At 75.2% G+C, this 18,150-nt stretch carries 18 protein-coding genes; 8 read left to right on the forward strand and 10 right to left on the reverse strand.

Annotated features, from left to right (window positions below; translation table 11 throughout):
* The first annotated feature begins 110 nt into the window (after nt 1-110).
* Together ACFUVW_RS11165 and ACFUVW_RS11170 are read left to right on the forward strand one after the other, a co-directional pair.
* The gene (locus tag ACFUVW_RS11165) at nt 111-1,562 is read left to right on the forward strand and encodes a hypothetical protein (protein ID WP_430571396.1); all 1,452 of its coding nucleotides are present in this window, start codon (nt 111-113) and stop codon (nt 1,560-1,562) included.
* A gap of 49 nt (nt 1,563-1,611) precedes the next feature.
* Complete coding sequence (locus ACFUVW_RS11170) at nt 1,612-1,890, forward strand: acylphosphatase (protein WP_430571397.1); 279 nt, start codon at nt 1,612-1,614, stop codon at nt 1,888-1,890.
* Here ACFUVW_RS11170 and ACFUVW_RS11175 read toward each other — a convergent pair.
* On the reverse strand, nt 1,880-2,590 hold the full coding sequence (locus ACFUVW_RS11175; RefSeq protein ID WP_430571398.1) for a class I SAM-dependent methyltransferase: 711 nt from the start codon (nt 2,588-2,590) through the stop codon (nt 1,880-1,882). The genes ACFUVW_RS11170 and ACFUVW_RS11175 overlap by 11 nt on opposite strands.
* Before the next feature lie 63 nt (nt 2,591-2,653).
* Between ACFUVW_RS11175 and ACFUVW_RS11180 the strand changes: the two genes are divergently transcribed.
* A complete protein-coding gene (locus ACFUVW_RS11180; RefSeq protein ID WP_430571399.1) occupies nt 2,654-3,403 on the forward strand; it encodes a class E sortase in 750 nt (249 codons plus the stop codon).
* A 52-nt stretch (nt 3,404-3,455) separates the two neighbouring features.
* Nucleotides 3,456-3,617 (forward strand): hypothetical protein, encoded by a 162-nt coding sequence (locus ACFUVW_RS11185; RefSeq protein ID WP_430571400.1) that lies wholly within the window; start codon nt 3,456-3,458, stop codon nt 3,615-3,617.
* 33 nt (nt 3,618-3,650) lie between these two features.
* Here the strand turns inward: ACFUVW_RS11185 and ACFUVW_RS11190 are convergent, their stop codons facing one another.
* The 3 genes from ACFUVW_RS11190 to ACFUVW_RS11200 form a co-directional block, all read right to left on the reverse strand.
* On the reverse strand, nt 3,651-4,643 hold the full coding sequence (locus tag ACFUVW_RS11190) for a LacI family DNA-binding transcriptional regulator (protein ID WP_430571401.1): 993 nt from the start codon (nt 4,641-4,643) through the stop codon (nt 3,651-3,653).
* A 94-nt stretch (nt 4,644-4,737) separates the two neighbouring features.
* Nucleotides 4,738-6,525, reverse strand: coding sequence for an ABC transporter ATP-binding protein (locus ACFUVW_RS11195; RefSeq protein ID WP_430571402.1), 1,788 nt, complete (start codon nt 6,523-6,525; stop codon nt 4,738-4,740).
* Between the two features lie 34 nt (nt 6,526-6,559).
* On the reverse strand, nt 6,560-6,883 hold the full coding sequence (locus ACFUVW_RS11200) for an antibiotic biosynthesis monooxygenase family protein (protein WP_430571403.1): 324 nt from the start codon (nt 6,881-6,883) through the stop codon (nt 6,560-6,562).
* A gap of 108 nt (nt 6,884-6,991) precedes the next feature.
* On the opposite strand from ACFUVW_RS11200, the gene ACFUVW_RS11205 reads away from it, so the two are divergent.
* Nucleotides 6,992-7,429 (forward strand): hypothetical protein, encoded by a 438-nt coding sequence (locus ACFUVW_RS11205; RefSeq protein WP_430571404.1) that lies wholly within the window; start codon nt 6,992-6,994, stop codon nt 7,427-7,429.
* A gap of 43 nt (nt 7,430-7,472) precedes the next feature.
* Nucleotides 7,473-8,072 carry a class I SAM-dependent methyltransferase gene (locus ACFUVW_RS11210; RefSeq protein WP_430571405.1) on the forward strand — a complete coding sequence of 200 codons (600 nt, stop codon included), beginning with the start codon at nt 7,473-7,475 and terminating at the stop codon, nt 8,070-8,072.
* A gap of 3 nt (nt 8,073-8,075) precedes the next feature.
* Here the strand turns inward: ACFUVW_RS11210 and ACFUVW_RS11215 are convergent, their stop codons facing one another.
* From ACFUVW_RS11215 to ACFUVW_RS11235, 5 genes are all read right to left on the reverse strand, one after another.
* Nucleotides 8,076-9,311 (reverse strand): RNA polymerase sigma factor, encoded by a 1,236-nt coding sequence (locus ACFUVW_RS11215; protein WP_430571406.1) that lies wholly within the window; start codon nt 9,309-9,311, stop codon nt 8,076-8,078.
* Nucleotides 9,308-9,721, reverse strand: coding sequence for a YciI family protein (locus ACFUVW_RS11220; RefSeq protein ID WP_430571407.1), 414 nt, complete (start codon nt 9,719-9,721; stop codon nt 9,308-9,310). The genes ACFUVW_RS11215 and ACFUVW_RS11220 overlap by 4 nt, the downstream gene beginning before the upstream one ends.
* A gap of 376 nt (nt 9,722-10,097) precedes the next feature.
* Complete coding sequence (locus ACFUVW_RS11225; protein WP_430571408.1) at nt 10,098-10,373, reverse strand: metal-sensitive transcriptional regulator; 276 nt, start codon at nt 10,371-10,373, stop codon at nt 10,098-10,100.
* A gap of 63 nt (nt 10,374-10,436) precedes the next feature.
* Complete coding sequence (locus ACFUVW_RS11230) at nt 10,437-12,173, reverse strand: FAD-dependent oxidoreductase (protein WP_430571409.1); 1,737 nt, start codon at nt 12,171-12,173, stop codon at nt 10,437-10,439.
* 75 nt (nt 12,174-12,248) lie between these two features.
* Entirely contained in the window at nt 12,249-13,724 is a 1,476-nt protein-coding gene (locus ACFUVW_RS11235; protein WP_430571410.1) for an MFS transporter, read from the reverse strand.
* Between the two features lie 60 nt (nt 13,725-13,784).
* On the opposite strand from ACFUVW_RS11235, the gene ACFUVW_RS11240 reads away from it, so the two are divergent.
* Entirely contained in the window at nt 13,785-15,677 is a 1,893-nt protein-coding gene (locus ACFUVW_RS11240) for a hypothetical protein (protein ID WP_430571411.1), read from the forward strand.
* A gap of 127 nt (nt 15,678-15,804) precedes the next feature.
* On the opposite strand, the gene ACFUVW_RS11245 is transcribed toward ACFUVW_RS11240, so the two are convergent.
* The gene (locus ACFUVW_RS11245) at nt 15,805-16,977 is read right to left on the reverse strand and encodes an RtcB family protein (protein ID WP_430571413.1); all 1,173 of its coding nucleotides are present in this window, start codon (nt 16,975-16,977) and stop codon (nt 15,805-15,807) included.
* Nucleotides 16,978-17,446: 469 nt separating this feature from the next.
* Here ACFUVW_RS11245 and ACFUVW_RS11250 point away from each other — a divergent pair, with 469 nt between their 5' ends.
* Nucleotides 17,447-18,088 (forward strand): TetR/AcrR family transcriptional regulator, encoded by a 642-nt coding sequence (locus ACFUVW_RS11250; protein WP_430571412.1) that lies wholly within the window; start codon nt 17,447-17,449, stop codon nt 18,086-18,088.
* The last annotated feature ends 62 nt before the right edge of the window (nt 18,089-18,150 follow it).

Consider the following 18,150-nt stretch of genomic DNA (forward strand, 5'->3'; position numbering starts at 1 on the left):
GGGGTATCCCGCGCCCTGGCCCTGACTGCTGCCCAGACAGGTGTCCTGACGGCGCCGGGCCGTCGCCGGGTCGTCGCCGCGCCCGCCCGAAGCCGCCTACGATGCCGACCATGGATGCGGGGCAGATCGTCGGGATCGTGACGGGCCTGGTCGTGGTGGTCGTGCTGGTCACGGCGGTGGCCTTCTGGACGGCGCGGCGCCGCAAGGCGGCGCGGGGGCGGGCGCAGGACCTCGAGGCGGAGCTGCAGCGGCTCGGCGTGGAGGCGGGCTCGGCCCTGGTGCGCGCCGACGAGCGGGCACGCCTCGCCGAGGACGAGCTCGCGTTCGCCCAGGCCGAGCTCGGCGACCGCGAGACGCGCGAGCTCGCGCCCACCCTGCGCCGGGCGCGCGAGCGCCTGTCCGAGGCGTTCCACCTCAACCAGCTCCTGCACGACCACGTCCCGGACACCGACCAGCAGCGCCGCGAGTGGTCGGCGCGCGTCGTCGACCTGTGCCGGTCGGCCGACGGCTCGCTGGACGAGCTCGACCGCGGGCTCGCCGCGCTGCGGCAGACGGTCCGCTCGACGCCGGACGCCGTCGACCGGGTCGACGCCGAGCTGGCCCGGGTACGCGACGCGCTGCCCGCGGCACGCGCCGACCTCGAGCGGCTGCGGGAGCAGTACGCCGAGCGGGCGCTGCTGCCCGTCGCGGACAACCCCGAGCAGGCGGAGCGGCTGCTCGAGTTCGCGGCCCGCAGCACCGCGGCGGCCCGCAAGCGCCTCACGACGCAGCAGGTCGCGGAGGCCGGCGCCGCCGCCCGCGCGGCGGAGGAGGCCGTGCGCCGTGCCGAGGGGCTGCTGCGCGCCGTCGACGACTACGAGGCCGAGGCCCTGCGCGCGGAGGCGGCGCTGGGCGCGATCGTGGCGGAGTCCCGTGCCGAGCTCGCCCAGGCCCGTGCCCTGCCGGCGGCCCAGCGGGCCGGACGGATCGACGGCGCGGTCACCGCGCTCGAGGAGGCCCTGTCCGCGCTGCCCGCCCCGGGCGAGCCGGGCGACCCGGTGGGCTCCCTCACCCGGGTCCGCGAGGCCAACACCTCGCTCGACGACGCCGTGGCCGAGCGGGCCGAGCGCGACGAACGCGCGCGGCGGGCGGCGTCCCGGCTCGGGCCCGCGCTCGACGACGCCGAGCGGCAGCTGGCCGCGGCACGGTCCGTCGTCGACGACTACCGCGCCCCCGTGGGCCCCGACGCCCGCACCCGCCTTGCGGAGGCCGAGCGCGAGGTGGCGCAGGCGCGCGCCGCAGACGACCCGGAGCGCGGGGTCGCCGCCGCCCGCCGGGGCGCCGCGCTCGCCGCGGAGGCCGCGACCCTGGCGCACCGTGACATCGCGCGGTCCGGGCAGGGCCAGCGCTGGGACGGCGGGTACAACGGTGGTCCCGGCGGGTATGGCGGCGGGTACGGCTGGCAGGGTGGCCGGCGCCCCGGCGGGCGCGGCGGCTCCGACGTCTTCGGCGCCGTCCTGGGCGGGATGGTGCTGGGCGGCATCCTCGACGACATCGGGGACATCGGCGACATCTTCGACTGACACCCTTCGACCGGCGGCACGGGCACGCACGACGAGCACGGGAGGGCGGATGGCCACCACGGTGCGGCGGCGGGTGCGGGTGCACGGCCGGGTGCAGGGCGTCGGGTTCCGCTGGTCGACGCGCGAGGCCGCCCGCCGCACGGGCGTGACCGGCGTCGTGCGCAACCTCCCCGACGGCACGGTCGAGGCGGAGGTGGAGGGCCCGCCCGACGCGGTGGACGCGATGCTCGCGTTCCTGCGCGAGGGCCCGCCCGGGGCGCTGGTCATCGGCGTGGACGTCGAGGACGTGCCCCCGGTCGGGGACTCCTCCTTCGACGTCAGCGGCTGACCTCGGCGGCCGGCGGCGCCGGGAGTCGCGCTGCCACGTGCTCGACGACGCCGGCCCGGGTGCGCCCGTGCTCCTCGACCGTGAGCCCCTGCTCGAGCACCCACCGCATCGGCCGGCGCCCGAAGTGCTCGCCCGCGAGCGGGACGCTCACCACGTCCGCGAGCGCCTGCAGCGCGCGCAGCGGCCAGACGCTCGAGGCGACGTGGTCGGCCAGCAGGAGCAGCCCGCCCGGCCGCAGCACCCGCACCATCTCTGCCAGGGCGGCCCGGTCGTCACCGATGCCGCACAGCGAGAACGTGCACACGACCGTGTCGAACGACGCGTCCGGCAGGTCGAGGGCCTGCGCGTCGCCCTGGCGCAGGTCGGCCGCGGGATCCAGGCCGAGGCCCAGCCGGGCGGCCCGTCGCCGCGCGACGTCCAGCATGCCCGTGCTCTGGTCGACGCCCACGAGGCCGCCGGGGCGGGCCGTCACCGCGGACGGGTAGTGCTCGAGGTTGAGCCCCGTACCCACCGCGACCTCCAGGGTGCGCCCCTCGGCCAGCGCGCACACCCGGCGCCGCAGGCCGGGGAACATCCGCCGCTCGGCTGCGGTGAACGCCCGGTCGTACCCCTCGGCCTCGCGGTCCCACCGCCGCCGCAGGCGCGCCGCCCTCCCGCTCTCCGCGGGGACCTGCCGCGCGGCGCCGTCGTCGCTGGTCATGGCCCCAGGCTCCCACGCCCGTGGACGCCGCGACAGCGCCGCGGACCACGTAGCATCGCGCACGTGACGAGTCCTACCCACGCCCGACCCGCCCGACGCCGTGGCGTCGGCAGCGCCGTCGTGGGCGGCGTCGGCGAGATCCTCATCACCCTCGGGGTGGTGCTCGGGCTGTTCGTCGTGTGGCAGCTGTGGTGGACGTCGGTCGAGGCGAACGCCCAGGCGCAGGAGGTGGTGCAGGAGTTCCGCGCCACGCTCCCGCCCCCCAACCCGGCGCCGGCGACGACCGCCGAGCTGCGCACGGACGCGCCGCCGGTACCCGAGCCGGTCGGGTACGGGGAGACGATCGGCACGCTCATCGTCCCCTCCTGGTACGGCCTGACGAACAACGCGATGCCGATCGCGGAGGGCACGGGCATGGACGTGCTCGACCGGGCGATGGCGGGGCACTACGAGACGTCGCAGCAGGTGGGCGACGTCGGCAACTTCGCGCTCGCCGGGCACCGGCGCACGCACGGCAACTCGTTCCGGCACGTCGACAAGCTGGAGAAGGGCGACCAGATCATCGTCGAGACGGCCACGACCTGGTACGTCTACGAGGTCACCGACCACGAGATCGTCACGCCCGACCAGGTGGACGTCGTGGCGCCGGTGCCCCACCGTCCCGACGAGAAGCCCACCGAGCGGCTGCTGACCCTCACCACCTGTCACTCGCTCACCCTGGGCGAGTACGGCAACGACCACCGCTGGATCACGTACGCGACCTTCGTCGGCTGGATGGACCGCGCCGACGGCACGCCCGAGCAGGTCCGCTGAGGCCCGACGAGACCGACGAGACCGACGAGACTTCGACGAGGACAGAAACGACATGTACGCGTGGATCTTCCGTCACCTGCCGGGCAACACGTTCTGGCGGGTGCTGCAGTCGCTGGTCCTGGTCGCCGCCGTCGTGGCGGCCCTGTTCCTGTGGGTCTTCCCCGCGATCGCCCCGTACCTCACGCTGCTGGAGGGCGACCCGGCGGTCGGCTGACACGGTCGGCTGACGCGGCGGGCGCGCCGGCCGTCAGGTGCTCGCCCGCACCACCAGCTCGGGGTCGAGCAGCACCTCCTCGGGCGCCGACGTCGGGTCGTCGATCTCCCGCAGCAGGATCTCCGCGGCGGTGGTCCCGATGGCCTCGGCCGGCTGGCGCACCGTGGTCAGCGGGACGGCGCCGGTGGTCGCGAACGGGATGTCGTCGTAGCCGACGAGCGCGACGTCGTCCGGCACCCGCACCCCGCCGTCGAGCAGGGCGCGCACGAGGCCGAGGGCGTGCATGTCGTTGCCGGCGAGGACGGCGTCGGGCCGTTCCCCGGGGGCCGCGGCGGCGATGCGGCGGCCCACCTCGGCGCCCTCGGGCATGCCCAGGTCGGGCGAGTGCACGACCTCCAGCGTCGCCCCCGGGGTGGCGTCCACGACCTCCTGCATCCCCGCGAGCCGTCGGCGGACCTGCTGCACCCGGGCCCGGCCGGTGGCCGCGAGCAGCCGGCGGCGCCCGCCGTCCACCAGGTGCTGCGCGGCGAGGCGCCCGCCCTCCCGGTGGCGCAGGGACACGGTCGACAACCGCCCGGCCGGGTCCTGCTGGTCGACCACCACGACCGGGCTGCCGCGGTCCTTGCGGGCCGTGAGGGCGGCCATCTGCGCGTCGTGGGGGGCCACCACCATGCCGTCGAAGCGCAGCTGCTCGAAGAGCGCGACGAGGCGCTCCTGCTGGTCGGGCGACTCGTGGGTGCTGCCCGTGACGAGGGTGAGGTCCGCGCCCGCGACCACCCGCTCGACGGCAGTCACGACGTCCGCGAAGAACGGGTTGGACGCGTTGATCACCGACACGCCGACGATCCCGGAGCGCTGCCAGCGCAGCTGCCGGGCGGACAGGCTCGGCACGAACCCGAGCTGCTCCACCGCGGCCCGGATGCGCGCCGTCGTAGCGGGCGCCACCTTCTCCGGGCGGTTGAGGTAGTTGGAGACGGTCGCCGCGGACACGCCGACGTGCCGCGCGACGTCGTGGATGGTCACCATCCGCGTGCTCCCGCCCGGCCCGCCGGGCCGCCGGCGAGGCGTGGTCCGTCCGCGTGCGGGTGGGGACCCGTCTCGCCTCCCCGGCCGGCCCGCACTACGCCGCCCCCGCCTGCGCGGCATGGAGCGCGGCGTACCGGGCCCCGCGCCGCAGGAGCTCGTCGTGGCCGCCGACCTCGACGACGCGGCCGTGCTCGAGCACCACGATGCGGTCCGCCGCCCGCACCGTCGACAGGCGGTGGGCGACGACGAGGGTCGTGCGGTCGCGCATGAGACGGTCGAGGGCGTCACGGACGACGGCCTCCGCCTCGGGGTCGAGGGCGCTCGTGGCCTCGTCGAGGAACAGGATCCGCGGGTCGCGCACCAGCGCCCGGGCGATGGCGAGCCGCTGCCGCTGCCCGCCCGACAGGCGCGCGCCCCGCTGCCCGACGACGGTGTCCCAGCCGTCCGGGAGGGCGTCGACGAACTCCAGCGCGTTCGCGTCGCGCAGCGCGGAGCGGACGCGCTCGTCGGTCGCGGCGTCCTCGTCCAGGCCGTAGGCGACGTTCTCGCGGATCGTGCCCTCGAACAGCACCGACTCCTGCGGCACCACCGACACCCACCGCCGCACGGTGCGCAGGTCGAGCGCGGCCATGTCCGCGCCGTCGAGCAGCAGGCGGCCCGACGTGGGCCGCACGAACCCGAGGACGAGGTTGAGGAGCGTGGACTTGCCGGACCCCGACGGCCCCACGAAGGCGACCGTCTCCCCCTCGCGGACCTCGAGGTCGACGTCGTGCAGCGCGTCCTCGGCGGCGTCCGGGTACCGGTGCGAGACGTGCTCGAGCCGCAGGTGCCCGCGCACGCCGTCGACCTGGCGGCGCCCCTCGTTGCGCTCCAGGTCGGGTTCGGCGAGCACCTCCGCGATCGAGCGCACCGACTCGACGCCCCGCGCCGTGACGGGCACCAGGTTGAGCACCTGGGTCAGGCCCTGGGTGAGGAGGCCGAAGTACGTGGAAAGGAGCACCACCTCGCCCGGCGTGACGGCGATGATCCCGGTGAGCGAGACCACGGCGGCCAGGACGAGGCAGCACACCCCGAGCAGCTGCATCGCGACCCACGAGACGGACGCGACGCGCCCGTTGAGCAGGTCGAGGCGCAGCGCCGCCCGGCGGACCTCGTCCGCGCCGTCGGCCACCCGCGAGACCGCCGTGCGCTCCAGGCCGTGGGCGCGCGTCACCGGGATGAGGGACGCCATCTCCCCGACCCGCGACGAGAACCCCTCGATCTCCCGGCGGAACTCCTCGTTGCGGGCCTGGGAGCGGCGCGACATCGTGCGCCGGATCAGGAGCGCCGTCGGGATGGCGAGGGCGTAGACTGGCAGGAACTCGGGCACCTTGAGGGCCGTCATCGTCACGGCGCCGAGCATCACCATGGTGGCCGACAGCAGCGGGTGCGTGACCTGCTGCAGCATCAGCTCGACGTTCTCGACGTCGCGCACCACCTTGCTCTGCACGACGGCGGAGCTCGCGCGGGTGTGGTAGCCGATGGACAGCGCCTGGAGGCGCTCGACCAGCGCGTTGCGCAGCGCGGCGCCGGTCCCGCGCACCACGGTCATGAAGTTCCGGGTGTACACGAGGTGGTTCGGATAGTTCTGCGCGAGCAGGACCACCGCGACCGCGAACCACACCAGCACGGAGGTCACCGGGCCGCCGTCGGCCACGATGTCGATCACGGCGCCGGTGATCACGGGCAGGAACCACAGCGGCGTCTCCTTGACCGCGAACGCGGTCATCGCCGCGGCCATGCGACGCGGCTGGGTGCCGAGCAGGCGCAGCAGCGACCGCACCGGCCGCTGGCCGTCGAGCAGGGGTTGGTCAGACGTGCTGGCAAGGGCTTTCCGGCGCACGAATCGATTCTAGTCCGACCGGTCGGCCCCGTCCTCAGCGAGGCCCGTCGGGCCCGTAGGACCGCGACACGGTGGCCACGCGCACCTGATAGTCGGAGTACCAGGCGTCCCGGCCCCGCTGCTGCGCCACCAGGTGCTCGGAGACCTGCTTCCACGCGGCGGCCGCGGCGTCGTCGACCCAGTACGAGACGGTGATGCCCAGGCCGTCGCGGGCGGACTCGATGCCGAGGAAGCCCGGCTCGGCACGGGCGCGCTCCTCCATCCGCGCGGCCATGCGGGCGTACCCCTGGTCGCCCTCGGTGCGCAGCGACGTGAAGATGACGGCGGTGTAGGGCGGTGCGGGTGTGGTGGCGATCACGTCGGGATCGTAGCCGGACCGGCGGGCATGACGACGCGTCCTTGCGGTCCTCGCCACAGTCGGGCCCAGACGGTCGGGGGGCGCTCCTGCCGCGACTAACCTGATGCCGTGGCTACCTTCTCGAGCGTGACGCGCCAGCACATCCTCCGGGCGATCGAGGAGCACGACGACCGCGGCCCCGACGCCTTCGTCGGCGTCTACGGGTTCACGCCGACGCCGGGCCACACCTTCGTCCACGAGGAGCGCACGTACGACTCCAAGGCCGTGCTGGGCGTCGCGCACAAGTACGCCACCGGCGTTCCGGCGCGCGCCGAGGACCTCGTCGACGCCAAGTGCGACGACGCCGCCATCCTGCGCAAGCACGGCTTCGTGGCCACCGCCCCGGCGTCGGCCGCGCCGGCCCCGGCCCGCACCAAGGCCGCCCCGCGCCGCAAGGCCGCGAGCGCGCCGACCCGCAGGCCCGCCGCCCCGGAGCCCGAGCTCGCGATCTGCCCCACCTGTTTCACCGCGCTGCCTGCCACCGGCATCTGCGACGACTGCGGCTGAGCTCCACGCGCCGGCCGGGTGCCGCCGTGCTGGACTGGACCGCATGACCAACTACGCCCGCATGTACCGCCTCGGCATCACGCCGTGGGAGGGGTACGCCGAGGCGGCGGCGCCGAGCGTCGCCGCAGTGCTGGACCGGGAGGAGGCGGGGCGCACTCCCCCGCTGGGCCGGGCGCTCGACCTCGGCTGCGGTCGCGGCCAGTACACGCCGGAGCTGGCGCGGCGCGGGTGGGAGGCCGTGGGCGTCGACGTCGTGCCGCGGGCGATCGCCGAGGCGCGGCGCCGTGACCCGGGCGGCACCTACGTCGTCGGCGACGTCACCGACCTGCCGTCGGCCGGGCTCGGCACGTTCGACCTGTTCCTCGACGTGGGCTGCTTCCAGGGCCTGGGGCCCGCCCAGCGTGCCGCCGAGGCGCGGGGCGTGGCGGCCCTGGCGCGTCCCGGTGCGACCGTGCTCATGCTCGCGTTCGGGCCGTCCCGATGGCGGCGACTGGTCGAGGGCGTCTCCGAGGCGGAGATCACCGGCGCCTTCGACACCTGGGACCTGCTCGACGTCCGCGACGCCGACACCGCGGGCCTCGGGTTCCCGATGAACCGCACGGCGCCCCGCTGGTACCGCCTCGGCCTGCAGGCCGGCGCGTAGGGCTCAGCCGGGGACGGGTCGGCCGGGGAGACCTCCACCACCCGCCTGCTGCCGCACGCGCGCGGCCTGCGTCGTGAGGTGCGTGCGCTCGGCGGTGCTCGTGGCCACGTCGGCGGCCAGCGCATAGCGCCGCGCCGCCGCGGCGAGGTCGCCCGCGCGCTCGTGCAGGTAGGCGGCGGCCGCGTCGCGCCGCGGGACGTCGGCCGGCAGCGCCTCGACCAGGCGCAGGCCGGCGAGCGGCCCGTCCACGTGCCCGACGGCGACGGCGCGGTTCAGCGCCACGACCGGGTTGCGGGGCTCCAGCCGGGCCAGCTCGTCGTACCACTCGAGGACCTGCGGCCAGTCCGTCTCCTCCGGCGTCGCCGCGTCGTCGTGGAGGGCCGCGATCGCCGCCTGCGCCTGGTACGGCCCGAGCCGGTCGCGGGCGAGGGCGCCCTGCAGCAGCGCGACCCCCTCCGCGATCGCCGCCGTGTCCCAGCGGGAGCGGTCCTGCCGGTCGAGCGGCACCAGCTCGCCCGCGGCGGTGCTGCGGGCGTCCCGGCGAGCGTGGTGCAGCAGGAGCAGGGCCAGCAGACCCGCGGCCTCGGCGTCGTCGGGGACGGCGCCGACGAGCTGCCGCGTGAGCCGGATCGCCTCGGCCGCGAGGTCGACGCCGTCGGCCCGGCCGGACGGCCCGCCGGTGAACCCCTCGTTGAAGATCAGGTAGAGCACCCGCAGCACGGCCCGCACGTCCCCGGGCTCGCCGAACCGCTCCCCCGCCACCGTCTTCTTCGCGCGCGAGATGCGCTGCGCCATGGTCGCCTCCGGCACGAGGAACGCGCGGGCGACCTGCGCCGTCGTCAGCCCGCCGACCGCGCGCAGCGTGAGAGCCACCGCCGACGCCGGGGTGAGCGCCGGGTGGCAGCAGCGGCTGAGCAGCAGCAGGGTGTCGTCGGCCTGCTCCGTCGGGCCCGGCGGGGGCTCGAGCGTCACGCGGATCTCGCGCTGCGCGCGGGAGGACGCCGACCGGCGCGCGTCGACGAACTTGCGCCACGCGACCGTGACCAGCCACCCCTTGGGGTCCGACGGCGCGCCGCCCGGGGCGTCCCAGCGGCGCACGGCCTCCAGGAGCGCCTCCTGGACGGCGTCCTCGGCGGTCGCGAAGTCGGCGCCCCGGCGGACGAGGACGCCGAGGACCTGGGGGCCCAGGTCTCTCAGCGTGCCGTCCCACGAGCGGTCCGGGCGTGCGGGCTCGCTCACCCCGTGACCTCGGCGTCGTCGGTGAGGAACGGGCGCACCTCGATCCACTCGTGCAGCGGGCGCCCGCCCGGGCCGGGCGCGGACGACAGGAACGCCGCCGCCTCGTACGCCCGTTCCGGGGACTCCACGTCGATCGCCATCCATCCGGCGATGAGGTCCTTGGTCTCGGCGAACGGCCCGTCCGTCACGGGCGGCCGCCCCTCGCCGTCGTACCGGACGAAGTCGCCCCGCGGGGACAGCGCCTGCGCGTCCACGAACTCGCCCCGCTCCTTGAGGTCGTCGACGACCCGGCCCATGAAGGCCATGTGCGCGGCGACCTCGTCGGGCGTCCACCGGTCCATCGGCACGTCCGTGCCGGGCACCGGCTCGGGGTTGCCGCGGTAGTGCTTGAGCAGCAGGTACTTGGCCATGGTCCCATCCTGTCGTCGCGGGCGGTGCCTGTCACCGCCGACGCCCCTGGGACGGAGCCGCCGCGTGCTTCTCGACATCGGCTCGCGAGACATTTCTCCCGACGCCGACGGAGGACGCGCGGCCGGTCAGCGGCCGAAGAGACGCGACAGGAAGCCGCCGCCCGCGGGACGGTCGCCCGGGGCCTGCTCGTCGTCGTGGCCGGGGCACCACTGCCCCGCGGGGACGGCGCGGCGTACGTCGTCGACGTGCTGGCCGCAGCCCTGCCAGGTCGTCCTGCCGCACGTCGGACAGGTCCCGGGATAGCACACGGTGGGTTCTCCTTCGACGGGTGGGGCGTGGCGAGGTGGTGCGTGGTGCGGTGGCGGGGGCGCCGGCTCAGGCCAGCGTGAGGAAGAGCTTCTCAAGCTCCTCGGTGGTGAGGCCGTCCTCGCCGGTGCCGGCGTCCGGGTCGGCGAGGCACTCCTTCATCGCGGTCGAGATCACGGCGAAGCCGGCGCGGTCCAGCGCCGCCGAGACCGCGGCGAGCTGGGTGACGACGTCGCGACAGGAGCGGCCCTCCTCGACGGCGTCGATGACGGCGTTCAGCTGGCCGCGGGCGCGGCGCAGGCGGTTGGCGATGCGGCGCTGGGCGTCGCTGTCGGTGGTGAGCATCGGGTCCTCCTGGCGGTCGGCGTCGTCGGTGCAGGGTCGTCGGTGCAGGGTGGTCGGTGCAGGTCAGACGGGGGCGGGCGCCGGGACCACGAGGAGGTCGTCGGCCCGGTCGCCGAGCACCGCGCGCAGGGTGAGCATCCCGCCCGACAGCGAGGCGGAGTCGAGCCCCGCCTGCACGAGCACCCGGTGGGCGATCGCCGACCGCACGCCCGACGCGCACAGGACGCGCACGGGCCGGCCCGCGGCCGCGGCCCGTACCTCGTCGAGGCGTCCGCGCAGCTCCGTGTGCGGCACGAGCAGGGCGCCTGGCAGGTGGCCGGTCGCGACCTCCTGCGGGGTGCGGACGTCGAGCACCAGCGCCTCGGCGAGGACGGCGTCCACGTCCTGCGCGTACCAGAGCCGCAGGGTGCCGTCGAGCACGTTGGACCCGACCATCCCGGCGAGGTTCACGGCGTCCTTCGCCTGGCCGTAGGGCGGCGCGTACGCGAGGTCGAGGTCGACGAGCTCGCCCACGGTCATGCCGGCGCGGAGCGCCGTGGCGAGCACGTCGATGCGCTTGTCGACGCCGTCGCGCCCTACGGCCTGGGCGCCGAGGAGCAGCCCGTCGTCCGGGCGCATGTGCAGCACGAGGTGCACCTGGCTGGCGCCGGGGAAGTACCCGGCGTGCTGGTTCGGGTGCAGGTGCACCGTGCGGTGAGCGTGCCCGGCCGCGGTCAGCGCTGCCCGGTTCGCCCCCGTGGTGGCCGCGGTCAGCTCGCCGACCCGCACGATCGCCGTGCCGAGGGGCGCCGGCAGGGGGCGGGCCGTGCCCGGCCGGACGACGTCGTCGGCGACGAGGCGCCCGGCGCGGTTGGCGGGGCCGGCCAGGGCCACCGGGCGCCGGAGGCCCGTGACGGCGTCGGTCTGCACGACCGCGTCGCCGACCGCCCACACGCCCGGGGCCGAGGTGCGGCCGTGGTCGTCGACGACGATCGCGCCGCGCTCGCACTCGAGCCCGGCGGCCTCGAACGTCTCTGTGTCCGGCCGGACGCCGACGGACAGCACCACGACGTCGGCCGGAACCCGGGTGCCGTCGCCCAGCACGACGACGTCCTCGTCGGGACCCGCCTCGACGGCCTCGGCGGCCACCCCGGTCCGCACGGCCACGCCGAGGCGGCGCAGCTCCTGGGTGACGGGGTGCGCGACCTCGTCCTCCAGCGGCGGCAGCACGTGCGGGCCGAGCTCGACGAGGGTGACCCCGAGGCCGGCGCCCGCGAGCGCCTCGGCGGCCTCGACGCCGATGAACCCGGCGCCGAGCACGACGGCGCGGCGCGCCCCGCCCTGCACGCGCTCCCGCAGCGTCCGGGCGTCGTCCACGGTGCGCAGCGTGCGCACCCTCGCGGAGTCCAGCCCGTCGATCGGCGGGCGCACGGCGCGCGCGCCCGGCGCCAGCACGAGGGCGTCGTACGGCAGCTCCACGGCGCCGTCGACGGTGGTCGCGGTGACGACGCGCCGGTCGGTGTCCAGCGCGGTCACGTCGTGGCCGGTGCGGACGTCGAGGGCGAGGGCCGCACACAGGGACTCCGGGGTCTGCACGAGGAGCCGGTCCGCGTCGGGGATCTCGCCGCCCACGTGGTACGGCAGGCCGCAGTTCGCGAACGAGACGTGCGCGCCGCGCTCGAGCACGACGATCTCGGCGGTCTCGTCCAGGCGCCGGGCGCGGGCGGCGAAGCTCATGCCGCCGGCCACTCCCCCGACGACGACGATCCGCCGGCGAGCGGGCGAGGCGACGGCTTCCGGTGCGGTGCTGCTGTCGATCATGGGTCGAGAATACCCTGGGGGGTATTACTCGGCCCAATCCGCTGGTCAGCGGCGCGCGTGCTCGCGCACCGACGTTCAGGCCTCCCCGTCGCGCTCGGCGTCGCGCGCGGACAACGGGGTCGCCACGTCCTCCAGGGAGCGCCGCTCGGCGCCGACGCCGAGGAACATCGCGACCACCCCGCCGGCGACCATCAGCGCGGCGCCGACGTAGTACCCCACGGCGATCCCGGAGATGTCCTGCGCCTGGCTCGCCGACTCGATCAGGCGGCCGAACAGCAGCGGCCCGGTGATCCCGCCGACGGCGGTGCCGATCGCGTAGAAGAACGCGATGCACAGCGCCCGGGTCTCCATCGGGAAGACCTCGCTCGCGGTGAGGTAGGCGGAGCTCGCCCCCGCGGACGCGACGAAGAAGACCGCCATCCCGAAGAAGGTCAGCGTCCATGCCGTGAGGCCGCCGAGCATCAGGCCCGCGACGGCCAGCAGGAGGCCGGAGACGATGTACGTCCCGGAGATCATCCGCACCCGCCCCACCTTGTCGAAGAACGGCCCGAGGACGAGCGCCCCGAGGAAGTTGCTCACCGCGAACAGGGCGACGTAGGTGCCGGTCTGCCCCACGCCGAGGAAGGTCTGCAGGGTGTCGCCGAACGTGAAGAAGAACGCGTTGTACAGGAACGCCTGCCCCACGAACAGGGCGAGGCACAGGACCGTGCGCCGCGGGTACTCGGCGAACACGGTGCGCGCGACCCGCGCGAGGCTCACGGTGTGCCGCTGCTTGACGGTGAGCGAGCCCTCGGGCTCCGGCAGCTCCACGCCGTCCTCCTCGGCCACCCGCCGCTCGATGCCGGACACGATCCGCTCGCTGTCGTGCTCGCGACCGTGGATGAACAGCCACCGCGGGCTCTCCGGTACGTGGCGCCGGACGAACAGGACGCACAGCCCGAGCACCGCCCCGAGCGCGAAGCACAGCCTCCACCCCAGCCAGGCCGGGATCAGCTCGGGGTTCAGCAGCGGGATGGTCAGCAGCGCGCCGCCCGCGGCGCCGAGCCAGTACGACCCGTTGATGGCGATGTCGATCCGGCCGCGGTACCTCGCGGGGATCAGCTCGTCGATCGCGGAGTTGACCGCCGCGTACTCGCCGCCGATGCCGAGACCCGTGACGAACCGCATCGCGAAGTAGTACAGCGGGTTCATCGAGAACGCGGTGAGCACGGTCCCCGTGAGGTACACGAGCAGCGTGAGGATGAACAGCCGCTTGCGCCCGAACCGGTCGGTGAGCTGGCCGAACACCAGGGCCCCGAGGCACGAGCCCGTGACGTAGACGGCGCCCGCCAGCCCGATGTCCGCGCTCGTGAGGCCGAGCCCGGTCTCCCCCTTGAGGGCGTCGGACAGGTTGCCGACGATCGTCACCTCGAGACCGTCGAGGATCCACACCGTGCCGAGCCCGACGACGATCATCCAGTGCCACCGCGCCCACGGGAGCCGGTCGAGCCGGGCGGGGATGTCGGTGGTGATCGTCCGCAGCGTCGTCGCGCCGCCCTGGGTCGAAGGCATGCTCCGGTGGTACGCCCGCCCCGAGATGCACGCACGGCGACGGCTTGTACGTTCGTTCACATGGTTGCTTCCCCCAACGGACCACGAGACCCGCGCGCCCGGCACCGCCGGGCGCTCCGCACCGCGAGCGCCGCGGCTCTGGCCGCGCCCCTCGCCCTGACCGCCGCGGCGGCGGACGCGACGGAGGCCCGCACGTCCTCCGGCCTGGCTCCGCCCACCCTCGCCGCGCTCACGGCGGCCGGTGACACCGACCCCACCGGCGGCGTCGACGGCGACGCCATGCGTCACCGGATCCTGCACGAGGAGCCGGACGGCGCCCGGGCTGCCACCCCTCGGGCCGACGACGCGACCCGCGTGCAGGAGGACGACGCCGGTGACACCGTCCGCGACCGCGGCAGGTCCGCCCAGCGCCTCCCGGTGGCACCCGCGAACGAAGCCCGGTCGGTCGCCGGCTGGGAGGTCCGCGTCGACGGCGGACTGAGCACCGAGCCGATCGATCCGCAGGAGGTCGCACCGAACCCGGAGGACGACGGCGCCCTCGGCCTGGCGCGCGACCTCGGCCTCTCCGGCACGCGGCCCGGGATCACGACCCACGGCGTCGTCGGGGACGGGCCGCACGGGTCGTCGGGATCCGCGACCGGCGACTTCGACTTCTACCGCGTGGACGCAGCACGCGGCGAGACCCTCACGGTCGACCTCGCCCCGGAGGGCGACCTCGCACCGAACGCGCTCCTGTACGACGCCGACGGCGAGCTGCTGGTGGGCGCCCAGGACATGACCGGCGACCGGGCCGTGCACCTCGCGCAGCGCCTGCAGACGGCCGGCACCTACTACGTCGCGGTCGGCGCCTACCTCCCCGGCGACCCCACGGATCCGTCCTCCGGTCCGGGCGCGATCTCCGAGGGCCCGTACTCGCTCGACGTCACGCTGCACGCGCGCGGCGCGGCGGACACCGACGTGTACGCGGTGCCGCTGCGCCAGGGCGACGTCGTCGGCGCGTCCGTCTCGGGCGGCGCCCGCCAGGTCGCGCTCCACGAGCTGGACGGCGACCTCGTGCAGTCCGCGGCGAGCGACCCGGGGCCGATCTACCCGGACGACTCGCCCCTGCCGCGGGGCGGGAACGCCACCGCCAACCACGTCGTCGACCGCACGGGGATCTACCTCGTCGCCGTCTCCGACGGCGCCGGCGACTACGAGCTCACCGTGGGTGCGCATCGCGCGCCGTCGGAGCGCGGCGCGCAGGAGCAGACCGTCGTGCTGGACTTCAGCGGACCGACGTTCGACAACCGCGTGTTCGGCGCCGCGGTCACCGAGCCCGGGGTGCGCGACGTCAGCCCGATGCGCGACTTCCTGCCCCGCTGGGGGCTCACCGCGGACGACGAGCGCGCGGTCGTGGACGCCACGACCGAGCTGGTGCGCCGGGTGCTGAAGGACGAGATCCCCGGGTCGCAGGTGCGGGTGACGAACGACGTCGAGGACCCGGACCTGTGGGGCGAGCCGGGGGTGAGCCGCGTGATCGTCGGGGGCACCGTCGCCGAGGCGGGCATCCTGCCGGCGTTCGGGCTCTCCGAGTCCGTCGACCCCGGGAACTTCGCGCGCGAGGAGACCGCGATCGTCATGCCGGAGCTGATGAGCGGCGACCACCCCGCCTCGCTGGACCGGTTCCTCACCACGGACAGCGACCGGGTGCAGGCCGTCTCGCAGGCGCTCGGCTACACCGCGGCCCACGAGATCGGGCACTTCGTCGGCAACTTCCACACGGACGACCACGACGTGGGCACGAGCGTCATGAACACCGGCAACCTGCTGCACATGTTCGCGGTCGGACCCGACGGCGTCGCCGGCACCGCCGACGACGACCACGTCGCGATGCGCACCGCCCGGTTCGACCGCCTGCAGGGCATCTCCGGCGTGGAGGACACCGTGGGCCGCACGGCGGTCGCCCTGCGCTGACGACGGGCTCGTCCGTCAAGGACGGCACGGTCACCGAGTTCGCGCTGTGTGACCGGCGCGCGCACGCGCCGGTCGACGGGATCGCAGGCTCCCGCCGGCCGGCGCGCAGACGTCCGACCCGGTGCCATCAGCCCTTCACGCAGAGCAGCGTGCGGAGCCGGGCGACGATCTCCACGAGGTCGGACTGCGCTGCGATCACCGCGTCGAGGTCCTTGTACGCTCCCGGGATCTCGTCCAGCACCCCGGCGTCCTTGCGGCACTCGATCCCCGCCGTCTGCGCGGCAAGGTCGTCGAGGGAGAAGGTCCGCTTCGCCCGCGTCCGGGACATGCGCCGCCCCGCGCCGTGCGACGCAGACCAGTACGAATCCGGGTTCCCGAGTCCACGCACGATGTACGACCCGGTCCCCATCGATCCCGGGATGAGCCCGAGGTCGCCTCGGCCGGCCCGGATCGCCCCCTTGCGGGTCACGACCAGCTCCTGGCCGTCCACCTGCTCGACCGCGACGTAGTTGTGGTGCACGTTCACGGCCTCGTCGAACGTGATCTCCTGAGCAGGGAACGACGCCCGCACCGCGTCGACCACGAGGGTCATCATCACCGCGCGCGACCGCGCCGCGTACTCCTGCGCCCACCACAGGTCGGCGAGGTAGGCGTCCATCTCCGGCGAGCCGCCGAGGAAGACCGCCAGCTCGCGGTCCACGAGGCCCTGGTTGTGCTCCAGCCGCTTCGCGACGGCCACGTGCTGCTCGGCCAGCGTCTTGCCGATGTTGCGCGACCCGGAGTGGAGCTGGAGCCAGATCCCACCGGACGTGTCCGCACACAGCTCGACGAAGTGGTTGCCGCCGCCTAGCGTGCCGAGCTGACGGCGAGCCCGGCCTTCGAGGTCCGACACGCGCCCGTGCAGCCCGGCGAACCGCGACCAGAACGCGTCGGCACCGCGCGCGACCTCCGCCGGGCCCCTCCCCGAGACGGCACGCAGCCGGTGCGGGTCGATCGGGTCGTCGTGAGCGTGGAAGCCGACGGGAATCGCCTGCTCGATCCGGGACCGGATCGGCCCGAGGTCGTCGGGCAGGTCCTCCACGGTCAACGAGGTACGCACGCCGATCATCCCGCACCCGATGTCGACGCCCACCGCGTTCGGCGAGACGGCGTCCCGCATGGCGATGACGGACCCGACCGTCGCGCCCTTGCCGAGGTGGACGTCGGGCATGACGCGGACGCCTTCGACCCACGGCAGGGCCGCGATGTTGCGGAGCTGGGCGAGCGCGGCAGGCTCGACCTCGTGCTCGTGGGCCCACATCAACGTGTCGGCTCGCGCGCCGCTCAGCGGCACCGGAAAGTTGTGGGACGCCGTGGTCGCCGCCGTCGTCTCGGTCGGGTTCTCCGTCATGGTGAGCACCCCCTCCAGGTGGGTGCGTGCTGTGGTTCATCGGGTCGGCGCGTCACCGCACCGTCGTGGCGTCCCGCCGTCGGGACGACGAGAGCCGCCCTCGGGACGATGTCCCAGGGGCGGCTCGGGTGGCCTGAGTCAGATGCCGCTCAGGCCGTGCCCCCGCCCCCGGGGCGCGTCTGCTCGTTCCCGAGCTCGTCCGCGCGGCGGGTCCGCGCGGACACGACGGGGCGCCGGCCGGTGTCGGCCTGACGAGCGCTCGACGCGAAGGGCACGGGTACCTCCGAGGTGGGTGGCACCGGCAGGGGCCCCTGCCGGCGGCGCCGAACCTAGCACCGGGTCCGCGGCCTGCCCCACCGAATATCGGTAGGTTGGCCGCGTGAGCGCACCGGAGGACGCAGGGCAGGACGCCGCGCCCCGGCGCGGGTACGCCAAGGGCGCGGCCCGCAGGGCGCAGATCCTGGACCAGGTGCTACGGATGGTCGCGGAGCAGGGGGTGGACGCGTCCTCGCTGCGGTCCGTCGCCGAGGCGCTCGGCATCTCGCACGCCGCCCTGCGGCACTACTTCCCCACGCGCGACGACCTGCTGGTCGCCGTGTACCGCGCGCACGAGGTCCAGCGCGGCGAGGCGGGCGGTCCGCCCGAGTCCGCGGTCGGCGGGATGCGCAAGAGCGCCGTCCTCAACCGCGAGGTCCCGGGACTGGTGCAGCTCTACACGACGCTCGCCGGCGACGCCGCGGGAGCGGGCCATCCCGTGACGCGGGAGTTCTTCCGCGAGCGCTTCGCCCGCCTGCGGGCCGAGCTGTCCGACCAGGTCCGCGCCGACCAGGAGGCAGGCCGCATCGACCCCGCCGTGGACGCCGGCGACATCGCCGCCCTGGCGATCGCCGCGTCGGACGGCATCCAGGTGCAGTGGCTGCTCGACCCGGACGCCGTGGACGGCGCGCGCGTGCTCGAGCTCCTCGAGCGGCTGGTGCCGCCGCCCCCGGTGGCGTCGTCCGAGGGCACCGCCCGCCCCTGACCCCCGCCCCAGGGCCTTTCAGCAAGCGATCCCTCGCGTCATCGGTTCGGATGGCGCGAGGG

This window comes from Isoptericola sp. NPDC057391 (genome assembly GCF_042668085.1).
In the GTDB taxonomy this organism is placed as follows: domain Bacteria; phylum Actinomycetota; class Actinomycetes; order Actinomycetales; family Cellulomonadaceae; genus Isoptericola.